Genomic DNA, 19,465 nt, shown 5'->3' with positions numbered 1-19,465 from the left:
TCATAGGTAGTCCTCGCGGCCCCGGGCCTTGAGCTCGTCCAGCAGGCGGCCCACCTCCTGGCTGCGTTCCCGGGGCAGGATGAGCAGCACGTCGTCGGTGACCACGGCAACCAAATCTTTCACGCCCATTAGAGCGGCCAGCCGCCCCCCGGCCGAAACCAGGTTGCCGCTGGCGTCCAGGGCCACCAGCTCGCCGTGTTGGCTGGCATTGCCCAGGGCGTCGGCCTGCCAGAGATCGCCCATGGCCTCCCAGGAGCCTACGTCCGACCAGCCGAAGTCGGCCTTGACCACGCGCAGCTCGCCGGAGTGCTCCAGCACGCCGTGGTCCACGCTGATGGCCGGCAGTTCGGGATAGACCCGGGCCAGGGCCTCTTCCAGGCCGGGGCCGTCCAGCTCCGGGGCCAGCCCGGCCAGGCCCTCGGCCAGCGCGGGCAAATGGCGCTCCAGCTCGCTAAGGAACACGCCCGCCCGCCAGGCGAACATGCCCGAGTTCCACAAATGCCGCCCTCCGGCCAGGTATTCGCGCGCCGTGGCCAGGTCCGGCTTTTCGTGGAAAGCGGCCACCCGGCTGATGGCCGGGGGAGTGGAGTCCAGCATCTCGCCGGTCTCGATGTAGCCGAAGCCGGTGGCCGGGAAGCTGGGGTTGAGCCCCAGGGTGACCAGCACCGGTTGGTTGGCGGCCAGGGTGGCAGCCCGGCGCAGGGTGTCCAGGAACAGGCCCTCGCCGGTGATGAGATGATCGGCCGGGAGCACCAGGCACACCGCCTCGGGGTCGCGCCGGGCCGCCCAGGCGGCGGCCAGGCCGCAGGCCGCGGCGGTGTTGCGCCCCATGGGCTCGGCCAGGATGTTGGCCGCGGGCAGCTCGGGCAGCTGCTGGGCCACGGCGGGGGCGTGGGCCCGGCCCGTGACCACCAAGACCCGCTCGGGCGGGACCAGGGGGGCCAGGCGGTCCACGGTCTGCTGCAAGAGGCTGCGCTCACCGGTGAGGCAGAGAAGCTGTTTGGGCCGCTTTCGGCGGCTGGCCGGCCAGAAGCGGGTGCCGCTGCCGCCGGCCATGATTACGGCGAAAAGTTCCACGTCTTATCCCCAGAAGTTCCAGGCCAGGGCGGCCAGGCCCACCGCGAAGCAGTAGGGCGCGAACCAGTGGAAGCGGCCCGCCTGCACCACCCGGAGCAGGATGCGCAAGGCCAGGTAGCCGCTTAAAGCGGCGCAAACCAGCCCGACGATCATGGGGGCGGTCTGGCTGGGACTGGGCGCCCCCATTTCGTGCACCTGCAACACCAGCGCTCCCAGGATGGCCGGGATGGAGAGCACGAAAGAGTAATGGGCCGCCAGGCGGCGGTCAATGCCCAACAACAGGGCCACCGCGATGGTGGAGCCCGAGCGGCTGACGCCCGGGGTGATGGCCAGACCTTGGGCCACGCCCACGATCAGGGCCCGTCCGATGCCCACCCGGCCGATCTCGCGGCCCGGCTTGTGGACCATGGCCGTGGCCATCAATAGCCAGCCGGTGACCAGCAGGGCCAGGCCGACGGTCAGCAGGGAGGCGAACATGGACTCGAAAAGGTCCTTGAGCAAAAAGCCCATGATGGCCGTGGGGATGCTGCCCGCGATGACCAACAACAGCAAGCGGCGGCCCCGGCGGGCGCCCTCGTCATCGCCCCACACCAACAGGCCGCGCAGGATGCCCCACAGGTCGCGCCAGAACACCGCAACCACGGCGGCCAGCGAGCCCACGTGCACCGCGATGTCGAACATGAGCTCCGGCTCGGTGAAGCCCAGCAAGCGCTGCCCCAGGACCAGATGGCCCGAGGAGCTGATAGGCAAAAACTCGGTGAGCCCCTGCACAACGCCCAAGACCGCAGCCTGCCAAATCTCCATGCCACCGCCTCCCTTGCGGTTGCTAGGGAATATAGCCCGTGCATGGACCCAAGTCGAGGGGCTTTTCGGTGGCACAGCCCCAAAGAGCCCGCTGGATGAATAACTTGACGCCATGCGGGAAGCGTGGCTACCATTTCGCAATAGCCGCGTGGCCCCGCGCATCCAAGGGGGCCGAGCCAGGCTGCCCCGGCGCAAGGCGCAATTCTAGGCATTCAACCAAAACCAGCCGGCCCCGCCGCGCGGTTTGTTTTTTCGACAAAGGCGGTCCCGCATATGATCCCCCACGACCAGCCCTCGCCCCAGGACAGTTTCAGCCTGGGGCCGGACAACCAAACCGCGGCCATCTTCCTGATCAGCGTGCTGGGGCTCTTTCTGGAGATCGTGATGATCCGTTGGGTCTCCACCGAGGTCCGCATCTTCGCCTATCTGCAAAACACCATTCTTTTGGTCTGCTTCCTGGGGCTCAGCCTGGGGCTGTTCTCGGCCTCCAAGCCCATTAAGGCGGGCGACTTCCTGTGGCCCCTGGTCATCCTGGTGTTTTTGCTCTCCGTGCCCATGGTGCGCACCCTGGTGGGGCGCATCCCCCTGTTCATGAGCGTGCTGGAGGACTTCCTGGTCTGGGACCGGGTGGTGACCCGCAGCCCGGTGTGGGCGGTGGGCTACCTGGCCGTGGGCCTGGCCGCCACCTATGCCCTGATGTACCTGGTGCTCAAGCCCTTCGTGCCGGTGGGGCGCATCCTGGGCCGGCTCATGGACGGCCATCCCCGCATCGTGACCGCCTACTCCTCCAACGTGGCCGGCAGCCTGGTGGGCACCTGGGTGCTGGTGGCCATGTCCGCCCTGTTCATGCCGCCCATCGCCTGGTTCGCCCTGCTGGCCGGGCTGTGCCTGTTCTTCTTGCCCTGGCGCCCCAAGACCCCGCTCAAATCCCTGGTGCTCCTGGCGGCCATCGTGGCCTTCTCGGGCCTCAGCTCCTATGCGCCCGGCACCTACCAGGTGGTGTGGTCGCCCTATCAGAAGCTGTCCGTGCAGGACGCGGACCACATCAGCTTCTATTCCTTCAAGCGGGGCCTGGTGGACACCCTGATCAAGATGGGGGTGAACTACGGCGGCCTGGAGAAGTGGGGCAAGAACCCCAAGATGCCTGGCGACAACTACGGCATCAAGGTGAACAACAGCGGCTACCAGAAGATCATGGACCTTCGGCCCGAGACCGTGGCCAAGGTCAGGCACCTGCTGCCCGCCGAGTCCGGCGGCCTGGTGAGCTACGACGTGCCGCCCATGCTGCACCCGGACCCCAAGAAGATGCTCATCGTGGGGGCGGGCTCGGGCAACGACGCGGCCGGGGCCCTGCGCGGCGGGGTGTCCCAGGTGGTGGCGGTGGACATCGACCCGGCCATCGTGGACATCGGGCGGCGCATGCACCCGGAGAAGCCTTACTCGGACAAGCGGGTCAGGGTGGTGATCGACGACGCGCGCTCCTACTTCACCAACAGCAAGGAAAAGTTCGACGTGGTGTCCTTCGGGGCCCTGGACAGCCACACCACCACCCACATGTCCAACAACCGCCTGGACCACTTCGTCTACACCAAGCAGGCCTTTGAGCAGGCCAAGGGCCTCCTGGCCCCGGGCGGGGTGATGGTGGTGTACTTCGCGGCGGAAAAGCCCTACATCGCCGACCGCCTGGCCCGCACCCTGCGCGAGGTCTTTCACCAGGAGCCCCTGGTCTTCAAGACCATTCCCACTCCCCTGGCCGGCTCGGGCTATTTCTTCGTGGCCGGGGACCAGGCCTCCATCCAGGGCGGCCTGGCCAAGCACCCCGAACTGGCCCGTCTAATCGCCGTCAGCCAGGCGCGCTACGAATTGCACCTGCCGGGCACCACCGAGGTGACCACCGACGACTGGCCCTTCGTGTACCTGCCCGGCCGGGGCATACCGCTGCTGTTCTATTTGCTGGCCGGGCTCATGACCCTGCTGTTTTTCCACGCCTACCGCCGCTTCGGCGGCCAGGGCATCGCGCGCCACTGGGAGCGCTCCCACTGGCACTTCTTCTTCCTGGGCGCGGCGTTTTTGCTCTTGGAGGTGCTAAACATCAGCCGGGCGGCGGTGGTCCTGGGCAACACCTGGTGGGTCAACTCGGTGATCATCTCCGGCGTGCTGGGCATGATCCTGTTGGCCAACCTCATCGCCCTGCGCTGGCCGGCCATGAACCTGAGCGGCGTGTTCGCGGCCCTTTTCGTCATCTGCATCGGGCTCTACTTCATGGACCTCACCGTGTTCGCCGGGCTGCCGATTTGGCTTCGGGCCATCGCGGTGGGCGGGCTCACCTGTCTGCCCCTGTTCTGCTCGGGCATCATCTTCATCCAGTCATTCGCCAAGGCCGAGCTGAAGAACGAGGCCCTGGGTTCCAACCTGCTGGGGGCCATGTGTGGCGCCCTGGTGCAATGGATGTCCTTCCTCACCGGCTTCAAGACCCTCATGCTGGTGATCCTGGCCTTCTACTTGCTGGCCTATTTCACTCGCCTTCGGGCCGGGCAGGGGCAGGCGGAAGCGGCTCGGGCCTAGGGCCGGGCGTCAAGCGCATTGTCAAGCCGCGGGGCCTCGTCTAGAATGGGTGATCTCTCACGGGCGTGAGGCATGGGGACCTTTTTTAGCAACATCAGCAAGCTGACCCTGAGCAAGGGCCTGTCCATCGGATTGGGCCTGGCCGCCACGCCCATCGTGGCCCGGCTCTACGCCCCCGAGTTCTTCGGGGTCTACGGCCTGGTCTCCTCGGTGGCCACCTGGATCTCGGCCTTCATCGCCCTGGGCTATTACCAGGCCATCCCCCTGGCCACCAGCCGGGGCGAGGCCCGCACCCTCACCCGCCTGTGCCTGATCATCACCACCGTGCTCACCCTGATCGCGGTGGGCATCTTCGGGGTGGGCGGCCGCTGGGTGGCCGAGATGCTCAACGAGCCGGTGGCCGCGCCCTTCATGTGGTTCGTTCCCGCCCTGTTTTTGGTGGACAGCCTGCAATCCACGGCCGACGGCGGCCTGGCCCGCGAGGGCCGCTTCGGCACGGTGTCGGTGGTCAGCTTTTTGAACATGAACCTGGCCCGCTTGCTCACCATCCTCTGGGCGGTCTTCTTGGGCGCCGGGGTCATGGGCCTGTTCATGGGCAACCTCATGGGCACCATGGTGGGGGTGGTGATCTCCCTGGTGGTGGTGGCCAAGGCCCTGTGGGAAAAGCGCGAAAACGACGACCGCGCCCTGGTGAGCTACGCCAAGGTGATCAAGGATCACATCCAGTTCCCCAAGATCAACCTGTGGAACGGGGTGCTCCGGGTGAGCACCTCGCGGGCCCCGGTGTTCGTCTTGGCCGCCTACTTCGATCCGGCCACGGTGGGGTTCTTCACCTTCGCCTCGTCCATCGTGTCCATGCCCCTGCGCATCCTGGGCACCTCGGTGTCCCAGGTGTTCTACCCCGAGGCGGCGCGGGAGTGGGAGGAAGAGGGCGCGGTAAAGCGGGCCCTGCACTTCGCGGTGAAGTTCCAGGCCACGGTGGGGGTGTTCCCCCTCACCGCCCTGGCCCTGTTGGCCCCGCTGTTCTTCGAGGTGGTCTTCGGCTGGCGCTGGCGCGAGGCGGGCGTGATGTGCCAGATAATCTCCTTCTGGATGTTCATGAACTTCCTGACCACGCCCATCATGCCCCTGTTCCTCATCCGCAAGGAGGCCGGGGTACTGCTGTTCTTCTCCATCGCCCAGCTGGCGGTGACGGTGATCGCCCTGCTCCTGGGCGGCTACCTGGGCAGCCCGCGCCTGGCCCTGGCCCTGTTCTCGGGCGGCACCGGGCTGGTCTATCTGTTCATGCTGATAAAGACCCTGCGGGCGGGCAAGGCCCAGATCACCGCCAACCTGTGGGCCGTGGTAAAGGAGCTGATCTTCGCCCTGGCCACCCTGGCCCCGGCCACGGTGGTTTACTATACGACCCATTGGCGCTGGATACCCATCGGCCTGTGCGTGCTGGGGGCGTTGGCCTACACGGCCCTGCTCTACTGGCGCGACCGGGAGATCCACGACCGGGTCAAGCGGATCATGCGCCGCCTGCCCATGTCCGCCGGCGACGAGAGCCCCGCCGAAAAAGAGGCGGAGCGGCTCTAGTCCTTCCGGCAGCTCGGCCGGGAAGCCGGCTTTTTAATCAGGAAAACGTAGTCGCGGCCCAGGTCGGCCAGGGGGAACTCCTGGTAGGCGAAGATCTTCACGCCCAGCAGGGTGAGGCTGCCGTGGGGCCCTTGCGCCGTCAGGCGGGGGGCTGAATCGGGCGGCAGGCGGTCCAGGCCCGTGCCGTCCAGGCGGCGCCAGCGGTCCCGGGGCAGGAAGAGATAGACCTCCAGGCCGGGGCGGGGCAGCACGGCCAGGGAGGCGATGGGCGGGGCGGGGGCGCTCTTGTCCAGCTCCTCGGAGTGATCGCGCACCAGGGCGGGCTGCAAAAAACCCTTGGACGAGGGCGGCGCGGCCGAGGCGTCCACCAACAGCGCCCCGCAGAGCTGCGGTGAAACCGAGGCCAAGTGCCACTTCGGCCGCGCGATCCACAGGGGGCGGCCGGGCAGGGCCGCTCCGGCCGAGCGCAGGTTGAGCGGCAGGGTGGGGAAGACAAAGGCCAGCTCGCGGCTGATGCGGGCGTGGTTCAGGGCCTGGGCCCCCAGGGGGCCGTCCGCCACCTGGGCCTCGCTTTGGCCCGGGTAGGCCGCGCGGAAGATATCGTAGAAGCGCCGCTGGTTGTGGCTGTAGACCCCGTGGAAGAAACGCTGGGTGGACCAGCCGTAGAGGTTGTAGTTGGCGTCCAGGCGGGCGGTGGTGTGCAGGGCGCCGCCCAGGTTGGCCAGGGCCAAAAGCCCGGCCAGGGCCAGGGCCCCCCAGCGCCAGGGAAGGCTGAAGGCCTGGAAGCGGGCCAGGGCCAACAGCGCGGCCAGGGCCAGCAGGCCCAGCAAGAGCTCGGCCCACAAGAGGTCGCGCAGGATGAAGCGGTCGGTGGTCAGGATGCTGGCATAGGCCAAGAGCGCGGCCGCGCCCAGGGCCAGGGCAAAAAAGCTCAGCGAGGGGTAGAGCCGCCGCCGGGCGGCCCAGGCCAGCAGGGCCAGGGAGGCCAGCTGCGCGAAGACCGTGGGCCAGCAAAAGGCCAGGAGCTGCAAGCGGGGCCAGAGGCCCTCGAAGCCGAAGCCCACCCGCAAGAAGGCCATCTTGAAATCCAAGAGCAGGTAGTGCCAGGCCGTGGCCGGGTCGGCGTAGAGCGCGAAGTGCAGGCCCAGGCCGGCCACGAAGCCGAAGGCCAGCCAGGAGAGCAGGGCGGCTGCGTCCAGCCAGGCGGCCTGGCGGCGGCGGACCAGGGACCAGAGCAACGCCCCGGCCAGGAGGGCCATGCCGGCCATGAGCAGGATGACCCGGCCCGAGACCGCCACCTGGTAGTGGCTCATGAAGGCCCCCACCCCCGGCGCAACCGGCAAGGGAAGGGCCAGCGCCACCAGCAGGATGGTGGCCGCCAGGGCGGCCAGGGCCAGACCCAGGGCCAACAGCGGGCCGCCGCCGGGGCGCAACGAGGGCTTGGGGCCGCCCGGCTTTAGCGCCGCGCTCATCACGTAGAACAGGGGAGCCGCGGCCACGTAGAGCCCGGCCTGCATCTTGGTGAGCAGGCACAGGCCCAAGAGAACCCCGGCCAGGCCCACCCCCAGGGCCCGGCCCCAGGCCCCGGCCCGCGCGGCCAGGACCAGGGCCAGCACCGCCCCGGACCAGAAGAACATGGAATAGGCCTCGGTGCGCACGATGGCCACCTGGTACATGAGCCCGGGCATGAGCCCCAGGGCGGCCAGGGCGATGAGTGAACCCAGGGCGCCGGGCCTGAGCATGTTCCGCAGGGCGCTCCAGAGCAGGAGCACCAGGCCCAGCCCGGCCAGGGGGCTGAGGCGGCGCAGATAGTCGGTGAGTTCGGCCAGGGGGGCCAGGGGGTTGAGCGAGGCGATGAGCTGGGGCAGGTCCATGGCCGAGACCAGGCCCAAGGCCGCGCCTAGGCGGGTGGCCCAGGCCAGGATCAGGTACATGCCGAAACCGGTGTGGTGTACGTGGTCGGGCAGCAGGCCGCTGTTGATCAAGAGGGTGTCCTGGGCGCAGATCAGGTCCATGTCCCAGATGTAGTAATAGGGATAGGCCACGGACAGGAACCAGTAGGCCAGGACCAGGGCGGCGGCGATCACCCCCGCACCCAGGGCCTCGCTAAGGCCGCGCCTCTCCGGATAGTCCATCGCGCTTCCGTGCCTTTAGGTGAACTTGAGTTTCTTGAGGCCCACCCAGAGCATCTTCAGCAGCAGCCAGCCATGGCTCCAGCGGGAGATGTTGGTGCTGCCGTAGGTGCGCTCGCGGTAGCGGATGGGCAGATCCACCATCTTCATGTTTTGCTTGGCCGCCCCGAAGATCAGGTCGAAGTCGCCGAAGGGGTCGAACTCCCCGAAGTAGGCCCGGTTGGCCGCGATGACCTCGTAGTCGCGCTTGGTCATCACCTTGGTGCCGCACAGGGTGTCCTTGATGGGCTGCTCCAGGCACCAGGAGAAGGCCAGGCTGAAGAACTTGTTGCCCAGGAAGTTCAAGGGCCGCATGGCCTGATCCTCCATGGGATAGACCAGGCGCACCCCGTTGATGTACTCGCCCTTGCCGCTGATCAGCGCTTCGTAGAAGCGGGTGAGCGACTCCGGGGGCACCGAGATGTCCGCGTCCAGGATCATCAGCACCCCGCCGCTGGCCTGCTCGAAGCCCAGGCGCACCGCGTCGCCCTTGCCCTTGCCGGTCTGCTGCATGGCTTTGGCGTTGCGCTCCGGATGCTCGGCAACCACCCGCTGGATCACCTCCCAGGTGTCGTCGGTGCTGTTGCCCTCCACGAAGATGATCTCCGTGCCCGCGCCCATCTCCGGGGTGCGGCGCATGAGCGCCTCGATGTTGCCCGACTCGTTGCGCGCCGGGATGATCACCGAGACCACCGGCTCTTCGGCGGGCGGGCCCTCCGGGGCGGGCCGGGCCAGGATGAAGTTGGCCAGGTCCAGGTGCTTGAAGGGCCAGATCCGGGCCAGGACCCGGTTGAACAGCCAGTGGGGCAGCGAGCCGGGCAGGGGCCACAGGATGGCCCGCCAGGAGCGGAAGGATTCGAAACCAGCCAGGGCCAACAGGTTCTCCGCGTCGGGGGTGGTGAACCAGTTTTGCGGCAGGCTGGGCCGGGCCAGGCCCAGGGCGCGGGCGAGGGCCAGGGGAGCGGCCCAGAGCCGCGAGTAGAAGTTCATGATCAGCCGGGTGCGCGGGGTGCACAGGGGCCTCAGCGCCTCCAGCACCTCCTGCACGTCCCATAGCTCGTTGACCAGGTCCGAGAGGATGATGTAGTCGAAGCTAACCCCGTCCAGCTCCAGGGAGTGGGCGTCGGCGCAGAGGAAGGTGTGCTCCGGGTGGCGCTGGCGCGCCTGGGCGATCATCTCCGGGCAGAAGTCGATGCCCACCCCCACCGAGGGTTTGAGCGCGGCCAAGAGGTCGCCTTGGGCGCAGCCTATCTCCAGCACCTTCTGGCCGGGGCTGATGAGCTGGCCGTAGGCGCGGGCCAGGTGCCCGGCGTACAAGCGGTGGCCCGCCGGGCCTTCGCCGGGCTGGGCGGCCACGCGGCTCCAGAACTCGCGGCGCTCCTGGTTGTATTTCAGCCGGGCCTGGTCTTCCGGGCCGGAGGTCTGGTTGGGCTCCATGGACATGCGTTGTCTCCGGTTGAGGGTCAGGCCTGGGGAGCGGCGGCCCGCTCGACCCGCTGTTTCAGCTCGGCGCTCAGGCGGCGGTGCTCGGCCAGGGCGGCCTCGGCCTCGGCGGTGCTAAGGCCCCGGCGTTTGAGCACCCGGACCAGGCCGCGATCCTGGGACTCCTGCTCACGCTGGGCCCGGCGCAGAATTTTTAGCTGACCGGCCCGGCGGGCCTCGGGGCGGCGGCCCGCCCACCAGCGGCCCAAGAACAGGCCGATGATTAAGAGCATCACCCCGCCGGCCAGGGCCGCCAGCCACGCCACGGGGTGTTGGGCCGAGGCCGGGGACGCGGGCTTGGCGCCCGCCCGGGAGGCCAGTTCCTGCCGCTGCTGGTTGAGCGCGGCCACTTCGCTGAGCAGGCCCGCCCGGCTGAAGGCGCCGCCTTGCTCGGAGGCGTACACCGCGATGAACTGATCGGCCAGGCCCAGAGCCCGCTGGCCGATGCGGTCCACTTCCTTGTCAAAGGCGCCCATCACCGGCTTGAGGGCCATGCCCACCACCGAGGAGGAAGGCTTGAAGGCCACGGTGATCTTGGCCCGCACACCGGGGGCCTCGGGCGAGGCATAGGCAAGTTCCACCAGGGCCATGAACTGGCCGGTGATGCTCAGGCCCAGCTTGTTCAGGTTCACCTCGGCCAGGTAGAGGATTTTCTTGTCGTCCAGCCACTGCATGCGCACCCGGGCCTGTTGGCCGGCCATGCCCAGGGTGAAGTCGCGGGGGCTGCCGGTGAGGCGTTCCAGGTAAAGGTTTTGCACCTCCGGGTGCCGGCGCCGGAAGCCGGGCTGGCTGGCCATGGTGAGCACGCCCACCAGGTTGTCCACCAAAAAGGCGAACTCCTTGGGGGGCAGGCGGAAGGTGTGTTCGCCAAAGGAGTGGCGATACACGGCCTGCTCCATGAATTGCTCCGGCGTCTGGGCCGCCGAAGACCCGGCCAGGAACAAGGCTGTCAAGAGGGCCGCCCCCAGGGCGATGAATCGGCGCATGGGCATGTTGCTCCTTCAACTGACTAATTAGCTTGTAGCATACACCGGGCGGGGCTATAAAGAGCCGTCGGGCCGGGCTCTAATTTTTGGCGGGAGGCCGAATGCCCAAAGGCCCCATGCATACAGGGCGAAACGGCGATCGCCTCTCCGGGGCGGGGTCGCTTCCGGCGAGGGGCGGTCATAGGCAAGGGGCCAAATTCGCAAGGGAAAATGTAAAAAATGCTTGACAGTCCCCCCCTTGCTCAACTACGCATGATAAGGCGATGGTTGGCGGCATGGCCGGGCCTGGTCCGCCTGAGAGGTCAAGCCGCTTGACAGGACGCCTCCAACTGCATACAATCGTTAGCTAAAGCTTGCAGTTTCCATAGTGGCAAGGAGTGCCCGTCTATGAACAAGTCACAGCTCATAGAGGCGTTGGCCAAGGCCGAGGGCCTGACCATCAAAAAAGCGGAGATGGTGGTAAACACCATGTTCGGCTCGGTGGAAGACGCCCTCATTATCGGTGATCGGGTGGAAATACGCGGATTTGGCAGCTTCAAGGTCAAGGACTACGACGGCTACCAAGGACGCAACCCAAAGACGGGCGAGATCATCGACGTTGGCCAAAAGAAGCTTCCCTTCTTCAAGGTCGGTAAAGAGCTGAAGGAACGCGTGGACAGCGTGGACTAAGTCCCCGCGCGGCCTGCTCTTGAGGCCGTTCCGTGCGCGAAATTTGAATAACTGCCCCGCCCGTAGAGCGGCGGGGCCGTTTTTTTGTTAATGTTAGACCATTCGAATTCGACCCTGGCCGTGCTAGACGGGGAGCTAGCGGTGCCCTGCACCCGAAATCCGCTTTCGCGGGGTCGAAGGCCCGCCCCGGGCGGCGCCGCCTTGGAAGTACTTGTGTTCGGGGGGTTCAGTCCGGACACCGCGCGACGTGCGGTCGTGAACCCCGTCAGATCCGGGAGGAAGCAGCGGTAAGCGATGCGGCGCGTGTCGCGGAGCGCTCTGGTCCTTGACCCCGCGCTTCACAGCTTCTTTGGCGGCCGGCTCAAAGCGGGATGCACGGCTGGGGTCACTTTTCCTTGCGCCTGACCATTCGGCAAAACATGGAGCAAATGCTCGAGCAGGGGCCCTGGTCCGCCCAGGAGCTGGCCTCCGCCCTTTTGCTCACCCGCCCCGAGGCGGAGGAGCACCTGACCCACCTACAGCACTCGCTCAAGCGGCGGCTAGTCATCGAGCCCGCCTGCTGCCTCGCCTGCGGCTATGTCTTTGAAAAGCGCAACCGCCTGGACGCGCCGGGGCGCTGCCCCCAGTGCAAGGGCCAGCGCATTGACGGGCCTTGGTTTCGGGTTAAGGGCGAATAGGGGGAAAGGAAGAAGATAAGAGGTTGGGAATAGAAAGAAGTGGGGGCAGGGAGCTGCCACGTGTTTCGGGGCCCGCTCGGTCGCCGACAAATCGCGTCGGCATTATCGCGCCTATCTGGCTGCCTCGGGCTAATCGAGCTGTGCCCGCCAAGCTGCCGCCACCAGCGGTTAAGCCCGCCCCGGCCTCGCGCCACGACACGCCGCTTGACTCGCGCCCCGGGACGCAGGCCAACGCCCGAGCCGCCAAGGCGGACCAAATCTTACCCTTCGAAACTCTTTATCCTTAAATGCGGACGGTAAGCCCCGTTAGTCCAACGCCCTTTGGATGCGCTTGGCAGCGGCCAGGGTCTCCCGAGCCACTTCCTGGAGGCGGCCGGTGTAGAGTGAGGTGGTGAAGCCCACCACGTAGAGCGCGGCGGGCATCCCCCCGGACACGCCCAGGCTCGCGGCCACCCCCCAGATTCCGCTGAGGAACTCGTCCTGCTCCAGGGCGAAACCCTGGCGGCGCACCTGGTCCAGCTGCTCGATGAACTCCTCCGGGTCGCTCACCGTGTGCTCGGTGAAGCGGGGCAGGCCGTCGGCCAGGTATTCGCGCACCTTGTCCGGGGTCTGGCTGGCCAAAAATACCTTGCCCACCGCCCCGGCCAACAGGGGCAGGCGGGTGCCCGGCCCGGCGGAGATGCGAATCTTCTCCGGGGGCTGGCGCGCCTCCACCACCAGCACCTCGCCCCGGCCCATGACCCCCAGGAACACCGACTCGTCCAGGCGGGTGCACAGGCGGGTCATCTCCGGGGCGGCAGCGTCGCGCAGGCTGGCCTGGGCAAAGCCGCGCCGGGCCAGGGTGGCCACCAGGGGGCCCAGGCCGTAGCGCTTGCTCTCCGGGTCGCGGCTGAGCGCGCCGCCGGACTCCAGCTGGTTGCACAGGCCGAAGACGGTGCCCTTGCTGATCTCCAAACGGCGGGAAAGTTCGCTGATGCCCAGGCCGTCGTTGCTCTGAGCCACCAGCTCCAGTATTTTCAAGGCCCTGGCCACCGAAGGCGCCCGGTAGCCGGTTTTGGATGGCATGTCGTTCTCCAGAGTGAACCCAAGATGTACCCTATATTGAACGCGCCGCGTTCGGCTTGTCAAGCCATTATGGGCCGCCCCGGGGTTGCGATTCCTGGGGCGAAATGCTAGCGTGGAATCACCTTTTGCCTTAGTTGGTCCGGGGGCTTATGTCGTCTTTACTTTTGGTGGTTCTGCTGGCGGGGTCGGTGATCTACCTGGCCGGCGGCCTGTTCTACCTCTACCGCTACACCCAGGCCAGGCGCAGCCGCCCCAGCCAGGCCCGGATGTGGGAGGAGCTGCGCCGCCGCGCCGCCTGGTTGAACGGGGTGGGTGTCATTCTCCTGGCGGGCTTCGTGTTCTCTGCCTGGTGGTCCGTGCCGGGCCACGACATTCCCGGCGTGCCCAATCCCTTTGACTCCGGCCGCGCCCCGGCCGCGCGCATGGCGGCCCCGGCTCCCGGCCTGCCCGCGCCCCAGTCCATGGTGTCGGGCATCGTGCCCAGTCTGATCGAGACCACCAGCACGACCAGCACCACCGACACCACGAGCACCGAAACCACCGGCACGGAAAGCACCACCAGCACCGAGACCACCACCAGCGCGGCCACCAGCAGCACTACCTCCACCACCGAGACCACCACCACGCAGGCCGCGGCCGTCCCGGCCCAGGCCGACAAGGCCCCGGCCCCGGGCTCCTGGACCGTGTGCGCGGCCAGCTTCCGCAAGGCGGCCATGGCCGAGGACTACGCCGCCCGCCTGGTGAAGGACGGCCTGCCCGCCCGGGTGAACCGGGTGGACCTGGGTCAGCGGGGCGTGTGGCACCGGGTGTGCGTGGGGGTGTTCCCCGGCCTGGAGCAAGCGCGGCGCCAGTACAAGGATTGGGAGAAACAGGGCCTGATTTCAGACGCCTTCCTGCTACCCTTGCGCTGAGGCGCGCGGTCATGGATGATAAGCGGCTGTGGTTTTTGCTCGGCGAGGTCGCCCAAGCCCTGGGAGCCGAGGTGCGCTTGGAGGACCTGGGCGGGGCCGAGGATCTGCCCGCGAACAGCGGCCTGTGCCGTTTGCGGGGGCAGCTGGTCATTTTCGTGGAGCGCCGCCAAGACCTGGCCCGGCGCTGCCGACGCCTGGGCCTGGCCCTCAAGGGCCTGGACCTGGAGGGCGTGTATCTGCGGCCCGCGGTGCGGGATTATCTGGACAGCCTGGGCCCCGGGGAGAACGAGCCCCCGGAGAGCCGGGAAGCATAAAAGGAGTCTGAGTGAGCGCGCGCAAGCGGGGCAAGGAGTATTTGGCCGAGCTGGAGCAGAACATCCGGCAGCAAGGGGTCAAGCTCTCCTATGAGAAATTGCAGTTCGGCGGACTGCGCCTGAAGAGCGGCCTGTGCTGGTTCAAGGGCAAGTACTACTTGTTCGTGGACCGCTACAAGCCCCCGGCCGAGCGCATCGACCTGTTGGAGCAGGCCCTGGATGAGCTGGCCACTCTGCCCGACCCGGCCCACGGCCCGCCCGCCGAGGAGGATGCCCCGCCCGAGACCGGCGAAGCGGTGGCCGAAGACCAGGCCGCCGAGGCGAATGAGCCCGAGCCCGGCGAGCCAAACGAGCCCGAAGCCGCCGAGGCGGAGGAGCCGCCCGCCGAGGGCGAGGCCGCCCCGGAGAAGCGCGATGCCTGAGCCGTCCCCGCCGCCCCTGGCCGCGCGGGTGGAGCTGGTGCATCTGCCGGTGAGCCAAGAGTTCGCCACGGAGAAGCGCTTTGTGGACGCGCGGGGCGAGGGGCACCTGATCCTCAACGACGCCACGGTGCGGCGGGTGGGGCTGTTCACCCTGGAGCCCGGCGCGGGCTGGCGGGGCGGGCATGTGCACCGCCGCAAAGGCGAGTACATTTACATCGCCGGGGGCAAGGGCAGGGCCCAGTTTTATTGCCCGCTCAGCGGCGAGCGCCTGGAGCTGGACGTGAAGGCCGGCGACCGTTTGCACATCGCGCCCGGCGTGGCCCATCGTTTTTTGGCCGAGGAGACCGTGACCTTCGTGGAGATGAGCGACCGGGCCTATCAGGCCGATGACGACCTGCCCGCCCCCTGGCCGGAGGATTGAGCATGGAAAAGATGCTCTCCCTGATCCGCTCCCAGAACCTGGCCGTGTTGGCCACCCAGGGCGAGGGCGCGCCGCGAGCCTCGTTGATGAGCTATCTCTGGGATGACGAGGGCAAGACGCTCTATTTGATAAGCCGCGAGGACTCGCGCAAGTTCGTGAACCTCATGGAGCGCCCCTTGGTGAGCCTGCTCATCGACGACCGCGCCGATGCGCAAGGTCTGGGCGGGGTCAAGGCCCTCTCGGTGGAAGGCGAGGCCGGGCTGCTGGACGACCCGGCCCGCGAGGCGGCGCTAAAACAGCGCTTTGCCAAGGAGCTGCCCCACCTGGCCGAACTGGCCAACGACCCCCGCGCCAGGGTGGTGGCGGTCAGGGCCAAGACCCTGCTGGTGCTGGACGGCCCCACCGAGGCCACCCGCCTGGAGCTGGCCTAGGCCGCTTGCCTTGACAGGCCGCGCCGCCCGTGGGTAGATTTCACCTCGTTTTGCAACCAGGCCATGGGCTTAAATGGCCTCCCCGGGGAGGCGCGGCCCGGTCTGGCCATTAGGGGAAAGAGAGCATCCAAGTGAACCGCAGAAAACTGCCGCCCGTGGCCCCGGAGATCGAGGCCCTGGTGCCCTACAAGCCGGGCAAGCCCATCGAGGAGCTGGAACGGGAGCTGGGCATCAGCGGGGCCATCAAGCTGGCCTCCAACGAAAACCCCCTGGGCCCCTCGCCCAAGGCCGTGCAGGCCATGGCCGACGCGCTGGGGGGGTTGCATCGCTACCCCGACGGCGCGGGCTTTGAGCTGCGCTCCGCCCTGGCCGCGCGCTACGGCCTGGCCCAGGAGCAGATCGTGTTGGGCAACGGCTCCAACGAGATCATCGAGTTTTTGAGCCGCGCTTTCCTGCGCCCCGGCGACCTGGCCCTGGCCGCCGCGCCCAGCTTTCTCATGTACTCCAAGCTGGTGCAGGTGGCCGGCGGCAAGCTCAAGGAAGTGCCGCTCAAGGACTTCCGTTTGGACCTCACTGCCCTGGCCGCGGCCATAGAGCCGCGCACCCGCATCGTGTTCGTGAACAACCCGGACAACCCGGCGGGCACCGCCTTCAGCAAGGCCGAGTTCAGCGCGTTTCTGGACCGGGTGCCCGAGGGCGTGCTGGTGGTTCTGGACGAAGCCTACATCGACTTCGCCTCCGACCCCGAGGTGGCTCAGGGCACCGACTTCCTGAACCACCGAGTTCCGGTGGTGGTGATGCGCACCTTTTCCAAGGCCTACGGCCTGGCCGGGCTCCGGGTGGGCTTCGGCCTGGGGCCGGTGGAGGTGATGCAGATTCTGCACCGGGTGCGCCAGCCTTTCAACAGCTCCATCCTGGCCCAGGTGGCGGGCACCGCCGCCTTGGCGGACGAGGAGTTTTTGCAGCGCACCCTGGAGATCACCTGGCAGGGGCTCAAGGACTTTTACGCCTGCTTCGAGGCGCTGGGCCTAGAGTACGTGCCGAGCCAGGCCAACTTCGTGCTGGTCAAGATCGGGGCCAACGCCCCGGCCGTGGCCGATGAGCTGCTCAAGCGCGGGGTGATCGTGCGCAAGATGGTCTCCTACGGCCTGCCCGAGCATTTGCGCATCAGCGTGGGCCTGCCCGAGGAGAACCAGCGCTTCACCAAGGAGCTGGACGCCATCCTGGGAGGCAACTAGCAATATGGTGGTTACGGTTGACGGCCCGGCGGGCTCGGGCAAGAGCTCGGTGAGCAAAGAGGCGGCCGCCCGCCTGGGCTTCGCCTTTTTGGACACCGGCGCGCTCTACCGCGCCCTGGCCCTGGCCGCCCAGCGCCAGGGCATGGACCCGGACGACCGGGAGGCCGTGGCCGCCTGGGCTCCGGGCGTGGCCGTGGAGGCCCGCCTGGAGGGCACGAGCTTCACCGTGCTCCTGGACGGCCAGGACGTGGAGCCCTTCATCCGCAACGAGGCCATCAGCCAGCTGGCCAGCAAGCTATCGGCCCTGGCCCCGGTGCGCGCCCGTTTGCTGGAGCTGCAAAGGGCAGCCGGGGCGGCCGGAGACCTGGTGGCCGAGGGCCGCGACATGGGCACCGTGGTCTTCCCGGACGCGGAGGCCAAGTTCTTCCTAACCGCCACGCCCGAGGCCCGGGCCCACCGCCGCTGGTTGCAGCTGAAGGAGCAGGGCCAGGCGGCCGACGAGGCCGGGGTTTTGGCCGATCTGCGTCAACGAGACCAGCGCGACGAGGAGCGGGCCCTTAGCCCCTGCGTGCCCGCGGCGGACGCGGAGCAGGTGGACACCACTCCTTACACCCGCGAGCAGGTGATCGATCTGTTGGTGGAACGGGTGAAAAGCCGACGGAAAACTATCCCCGCCTGACCCAATGAATCCTTGTAAACCCCAGTACTTTCTGGTAGGAAGACTTATTTCACAGGTAGCGGGCCTGGGGGCGTAGTGCGCCCAGGCTACCGCGTGGGCAAACTATTGGGAGCTAAAGCGAATTACCATGGCCGATAACGATCTTACCAAGGACCAGGTGGCCGAAGAGGCCGCCGGGGCCGCCGAGCAAACCACCGAAACCGAACCCGCCCCCGAGGCCGAGCCGGCAAGCATGGAAGGGGACCTCACCCCCGAGGAGCTGGAAAAGGCCTACGAACTGTCAATGAACGAAATCCAGGAGGGCGAGGTCGCCCGGGGCACCATCGTGGCGGTGGAAAACGACTACGTGGTGGTTGATATCGGCTACAAGTCCGAGGGTCAGATCGACATCAACGAGTTCCGTGACCCGGAAGGCGAGATCAAGGCCGACGTGGGCATGGAGGTGGATGTTCTGCTGGAGCGGGCCGAGGACGAGGACGGCACCATCATCCTGTCCAAGGAAAAGGCCGCCAAGATCAAGGTGTGGGACGAGATCAGCCGGGTCTACGGCGACGACGGCGTGATCCACGGCACCATCGTGGGCCGCGTCAAGGGCGGCATGAGCGTCGACATCGGCGTGAACGCCTTCCTGCCCGGCAGCCAGGTGGATCTGCGCCCCGTGCGCAACCTGGACAGCCTCATCGGCCAGGAATTCGACTTCAAGATCCTCAAGTTCAATAAGAAGCGCTCCAACATCGTCCTGTCCCGCCGCGTGCTGCTCGAAGAGGAGCGCGAGAGCAAGAAGTCCGAGACCCTCAAGGTCTTGGAAGAGGGCCAGGTCATGGAGGGCGTGGTCAAGAACATCACCGACTACGGCGTGTTCGTGGACCTGGGCGGCATCGACGGCCTGCTGCACATCACCGACATGAGCTGGGGCCGGGTGGGCCACCCCTCGGAGATGTTCAACATCGGCGACGAGATCACCGTGAAGATCCTCTCCTTCGACCGCGAGCGCGAGCGGGTCAGCTTGGGCCTCAAGCAGCTCAAGTCCGACCCCTGGACCGACGCGGCCGACCGCTACCCCGTGGGCACCCGCATCGTGGGCAAGGTGGTGAGCCTAGCCGACTACGGCGCATTCGTGGAGGTGGAGGAGGGCATCGAGGGCCTGATCCACGTATCCGAGATGAGCTGGACCCGCAAGGTTCGCCATCCCTCCAAGATCGTCAACGTGGGCGACAACGTGGAGGCGGTGGTGCTCTCCATCAGCCCGGACCAGAAGCGCATCAGCCTGGGCATGAAGCAAGTCGAGCCCAACCCCTGGGACGTCATCGCCGAGAAGTACCCCGTGGGCACCACCATCGAGGGCCGCATCAAGAACATCACCGACTTCGGCCTGTTCATCGGCATCGACGAGGGCATCGACGGTCTGGTGCACATCTCCGACATCTCCTGGACCAAGCGCATCAAGCACCCCGGCGAGCTCTATAAGAAGGGCGACGAGGTGCAGGCCATCGTCCTCAACATCGACCGCGAGAACGAGCGCTTCTCCCTGGGCATCAAGCAGCTCGAGGGCGACCCCTGGGAGGAGATCCCCACCAAGTATCAGGTGGGCACCCGGGTGCAGGGCGTCATCACCAACGTCACCGACTTCGGCCTGTTCGTGGAGCTGGAGGAGGGCGTCGAGGGGCTGGTGCACGTCAGCGAGATCAGCGAAGAGAAGATCAAGACTCCGGTGGGCATGTACAACGTTGGCGACACCATCGACGCCAAGGTGGTCAGCGTCAACCGCCGCGAGCGCAAGATCGGCCTGAGCATGCGCCGCCTGGACGAGGAAGCCGACCGTCAGGTGTACAGCGAGTACGTGAACTCCACCCAGGCCGCCACCAGCAACCTGGGCGCCCTGCTCAAGGAGGGCCTGGCCCAGAAGGAAACCGGCGAGGACCAAGTGGAGGTGGACTCCGAAGCCACCTCGGCCGAGGACCAAGAGGATAAGTAA

Annotated in this window: 18 protein-coding genes and 1 other RNA gene; 13 read left to right on the top strand and 6 right to left on the bottom strand. The window is 67.2% G+C overall.

All coding sequences use genetic code 11. The features are described from left to right. Together KQH53_12250 and uppP are read right to left on the bottom strand one after the other, a co-directional pair. Window positions 1-1,077, bottom strand: a complete 1,077-nt coding sequence (locus tag KQH53_12250) for an NTP transferase domain-containing protein (GenBank protein ID MCB2227441.1) — start codon at window positions 1,075-1,077, stop codon at window positions 1-3. Between the two features lie 3 nt (window positions 1,078-1,080). Then, window positions 1,081-1,881 carry an undecaprenyl-diphosphatase UppP gene (gene uppP, locus KQH53_12245; protein MCB2227440.1) on the bottom strand — a complete coding sequence of 267 codons (801 nt, stop codon included), beginning with the start codon at window positions 1,879-1,881 and terminating at the stop codon, window positions 1,081-1,083. Between the two features lie 273 nt (window positions 1,882-2,154). Here uppP and KQH53_12240 point away from each other — a divergent pair, with 273 nt between their 5' ends. Continuing rightward, window positions 2,155-4,446, top strand: a complete 2,292-nt coding sequence (locus KQH53_12240; GenBank protein MCB2227439.1) for a methyltransferase domain-containing protein — start codon at window positions 2,155-2,157, stop codon at window positions 4,444-4,446. A gap of 72 nt (window positions 4,447-4,518) precedes the next feature. Then, window positions 4,519-6,024 (top strand): oligosaccharide flippase family protein, encoded by a 1,506-nt coding sequence (locus KQH53_12235; GenBank protein ID MCB2227438.1) that lies wholly within the window; start codon window positions 4,519-4,521, stop codon window positions 6,022-6,024. On the opposite strand, the gene KQH53_12230 is transcribed toward KQH53_12235, so the two are convergent. The 3 genes from KQH53_12230 to KQH53_12220 are packed head-to-tail and all read right to left on the bottom strand — an operon-like array spanning window position 6,021 to window position 10,663. Beyond that, entirely contained in the window at window positions 6,021-8,159 is a 2,139-nt protein-coding gene (locus KQH53_12230; protein ID MCB2227437.1) for a glycosyltransferase family 39 protein, read from the bottom strand. The genes KQH53_12235 and KQH53_12230 overlap by 4 nt on opposite strands. Window positions 8,160-8,174: 15 nt before the next feature. After that, entirely contained in the window at window positions 8,175-9,638 is a 1,464-nt protein-coding gene (locus tag KQH53_12225; GenBank protein ID MCB2227436.1) for a glycosyltransferase, read from the bottom strand. Window positions 9,639-9,658: 20 nt separating this feature from the next. Beyond that, a complete protein-coding gene (locus KQH53_12220; protein ID MCB2227435.1) occupies window positions 9,659-10,663 on the bottom strand; it encodes a hypothetical protein in 1,005 nt (334 codons plus the stop codon). A 387-nt stretch (window positions 10,664-11,050) separates the two neighbouring features. On the opposite strand from KQH53_12220, the gene KQH53_12215 reads away from it, so the two are divergent. From KQH53_12215 to KQH53_12205, 3 genes are all read left to right on the top strand, one after another. Further along, the gene (locus tag KQH53_12215) at window positions 11,051-11,332 is read left to right on the top strand and encodes an integration host factor subunit beta (protein ID MCB2227434.1); all 282 of its coding nucleotides are present in this window, start codon (window positions 11,051-11,053) and stop codon (window positions 11,330-11,332) included. A gap of 118 nt (window positions 11,333-11,450) precedes the next feature. Then, window positions 11,451-11,711: signal recognition particle sRNA large type (ffs, locus tag KQH53_12210), an RNA gene on the top strand. Window positions 11,712-11,727: 16 nt separating this feature from the next. After that, window positions 11,728-12,009 carry a hypothetical protein gene (locus KQH53_12205; GenBank protein ID MCB2227433.1) on the top strand — a complete coding sequence of 94 codons (282 nt, stop codon included), beginning with the start codon at window positions 11,728-11,730 and terminating at the stop codon, window positions 12,007-12,009. A gap of 306 nt (window positions 12,010-12,315) precedes the next feature. On the opposite strand, the gene KQH53_12200 is transcribed toward KQH53_12205, so the two are convergent. After that, entirely contained in the window at window positions 12,316-13,074 is a 759-nt protein-coding gene (locus tag KQH53_12200) for an IclR family transcriptional regulator (GenBank protein ID MCB2227432.1), read from the bottom strand. Window positions 13,075-13,223: 149 nt separating this feature from the next. On the opposite strand from KQH53_12200, the gene KQH53_12195 reads away from it, so the two are divergent. The 8 genes from KQH53_12195 (at window position 13,224) to KQH53_12160 (ending at window position 19,465) form a co-directional block, all read left to right on the top strand. Further along, window positions 13,224-13,985 carry an SPOR domain-containing protein gene (locus tag KQH53_12195; GenBank protein MCB2227431.1) on the top strand — a complete coding sequence of 254 codons (762 nt, stop codon included), beginning with the start codon at window positions 13,224-13,226 and terminating at the stop codon, window positions 13,983-13,985. 11 nt (window positions 13,986-13,996) lie between these two features. After that, window positions 13,997-14,299, top strand: a complete 303-nt coding sequence (locus KQH53_12190) for a hypothetical protein (GenBank protein MCB2227430.1) — start codon at window positions 13,997-13,999, stop codon at window positions 14,297-14,299. A gap of 11 nt (window positions 14,300-14,310) precedes the next feature. Then, window positions 14,311-14,721 carry a hypothetical protein gene (locus KQH53_12185; protein ID MCB2227429.1) on the top strand — a complete coding sequence of 137 codons (411 nt, stop codon included), beginning with the start codon at window positions 14,311-14,313 and terminating at the stop codon, window positions 14,719-14,721. Beyond that, window positions 14,714-15,142: a cupin domain-containing protein gene (locus tag KQH53_12180; protein ID MCB2227428.1), complete on the top strand. Its 429-nt coding sequence runs from the start codon at window positions 14,714-14,716 to the stop codon at window positions 15,140-15,142. The genes KQH53_12185 and KQH53_12180 overlap by 8 nt, the downstream gene beginning before the upstream one ends. Before the next feature lie 2 nt (window positions 15,143-15,144). Beyond that, complete coding sequence (locus KQH53_12175; protein MCB2227427.1) at window positions 15,145-15,573, top strand: pyridoxamine 5'-phosphate oxidase family protein; 429 nt, start codon at window positions 15,145-15,147, stop codon at window positions 15,571-15,573. A gap of 131 nt (window positions 15,574-15,704) precedes the next feature. Further along, window positions 15,705-16,811 carry a histidinol-phosphate transaminase gene (locus KQH53_12170; protein ID MCB2227426.1) on the top strand — a complete coding sequence of 369 codons (1,107 nt, stop codon included), beginning with the start codon at window positions 15,705-15,707 and terminating at the stop codon, window positions 16,809-16,811. 4 nt (window positions 16,812-16,815) lie between these two features. Continuing rightward, window positions 16,816-17,490: a (d)CMP kinase gene (gene cmk / locus KQH53_12165; protein MCB2227425.1), complete on the top strand. Its 675-nt coding sequence runs from the start codon at window positions 16,816-16,818 to the stop codon at window positions 17,488-17,490. Between the two features lie 127 nt (window positions 17,491-17,617). Beyond that, complete coding sequence (locus KQH53_12160; protein MCB2227424.1) at window positions 17,618-19,465, top strand: 30S ribosomal protein S1; 1,848 nt, start codon at window positions 17,618-17,620, stop codon at window positions 19,463-19,465.

The sequence above is a fragment of the Desulfarculaceae bacterium genome (assembly GCA_020444545.1).
In the GTDB taxonomy this organism is placed as follows: Bacteria; Desulfobacterota; Desulfarculia; order Desulfarculales; family Desulfarculaceae; genus Desulfoferula.
The sequence above is the reverse complement of the archived record's forward strand: the minus strand, read 5'-3'. Positions and strand labels throughout refer to the sequence as shown.

Bases quoted from the DNA above. Each gene is read 5' to 3' on its own strand.
- uppP (MCB2227440.1), bottom strand. From the start codon at position 1,881: ATGGAGATTTGGCAGGCTGCGGTCTTGGGCGTTGTGCAGGGGCTCACC.
- KQH53_12240 (MCB2227439.1), top strand. From the start codon at position 2,155: ATGATCCCCCACGACCAGCCCTCGCCCCAGGACAGTTTCAGCCTGGGG.
- KQH53_12235 (MCB2227438.1), top strand. From the start codon at position 4,519: ATGGGGACCTTTTTTAGCAACATCAGCAAGCTGACCCTGAGCAAGGGC.
- KQH53_12230 (MCB2227437.1), bottom strand. From the start codon at position 8,159: ATGGACTATCCGGAGAGGCGCGGCCTTAGCGAGGCCCTGGGTGCGGGG.
- KQH53_12225 (MCB2227436.1), bottom strand. From the start codon at position 9,638: ATGTCCATGGAGCCCAACCAGACCTCCGGCCCGGAAGACCAGGCCCGG.
- KQH53_12220 (MCB2227435.1), bottom strand. From the start codon at position 10,663: ATGCGCCGATTCATCGCCCTGGGGGCGGCCCTCTTGACAGCCTTGTTC.
- KQH53_12215 (MCB2227434.1), top strand. From the start codon at position 11,051: ATGAACAAGTCACAGCTCATAGAGGCGTTGGCCAAGGCCGAGGGCCTG.
- KQH53_12200 (MCB2227432.1), bottom strand. From the start codon at position 13,074: ATGCCATCCAAAACCGGCTACCGGGCGCCTTCGGTGGCCAGGGCCTTG.
- KQH53_12195 (MCB2227431.1), top strand. From the start codon at position 13,224: ATGTCGTCTTTACTTTTGGTGGTTCTGCTGGCGGGGTCGGTGATCTAC.
- KQH53_12190 (MCB2227430.1), top strand. From the start codon at position 13,997: ATGGATGATAAGCGGCTGTGGTTTTTGCTCGGCGAGGTCGCCCAAGCC.
- KQH53_12180 (MCB2227428.1), top strand. From the start codon at position 14,714: ATGCCTGAGCCGTCCCCGCCGCCCCTGGCCGCGCGGGTGGAGCTGGTG.
- KQH53_12175 (MCB2227427.1), top strand. From the start codon at position 15,145: ATGGAAAAGATGCTCTCCCTGATCCGCTCCCAGAACCTGGCCGTGTTG.
- cmk (MCB2227425.1), top strand. From the start codon at position 16,816: ATGGTGGTTACGGTTGACGGCCCGGCGGGCTCGGGCAAGAGCTCGGTG.
- KQH53_12160 (MCB2227424.1), top strand. From the start codon at position 17,618: ATGGCCGATAACGATCTTACCAAGGACCAGGTGGCCGAAGAGGCCGCC.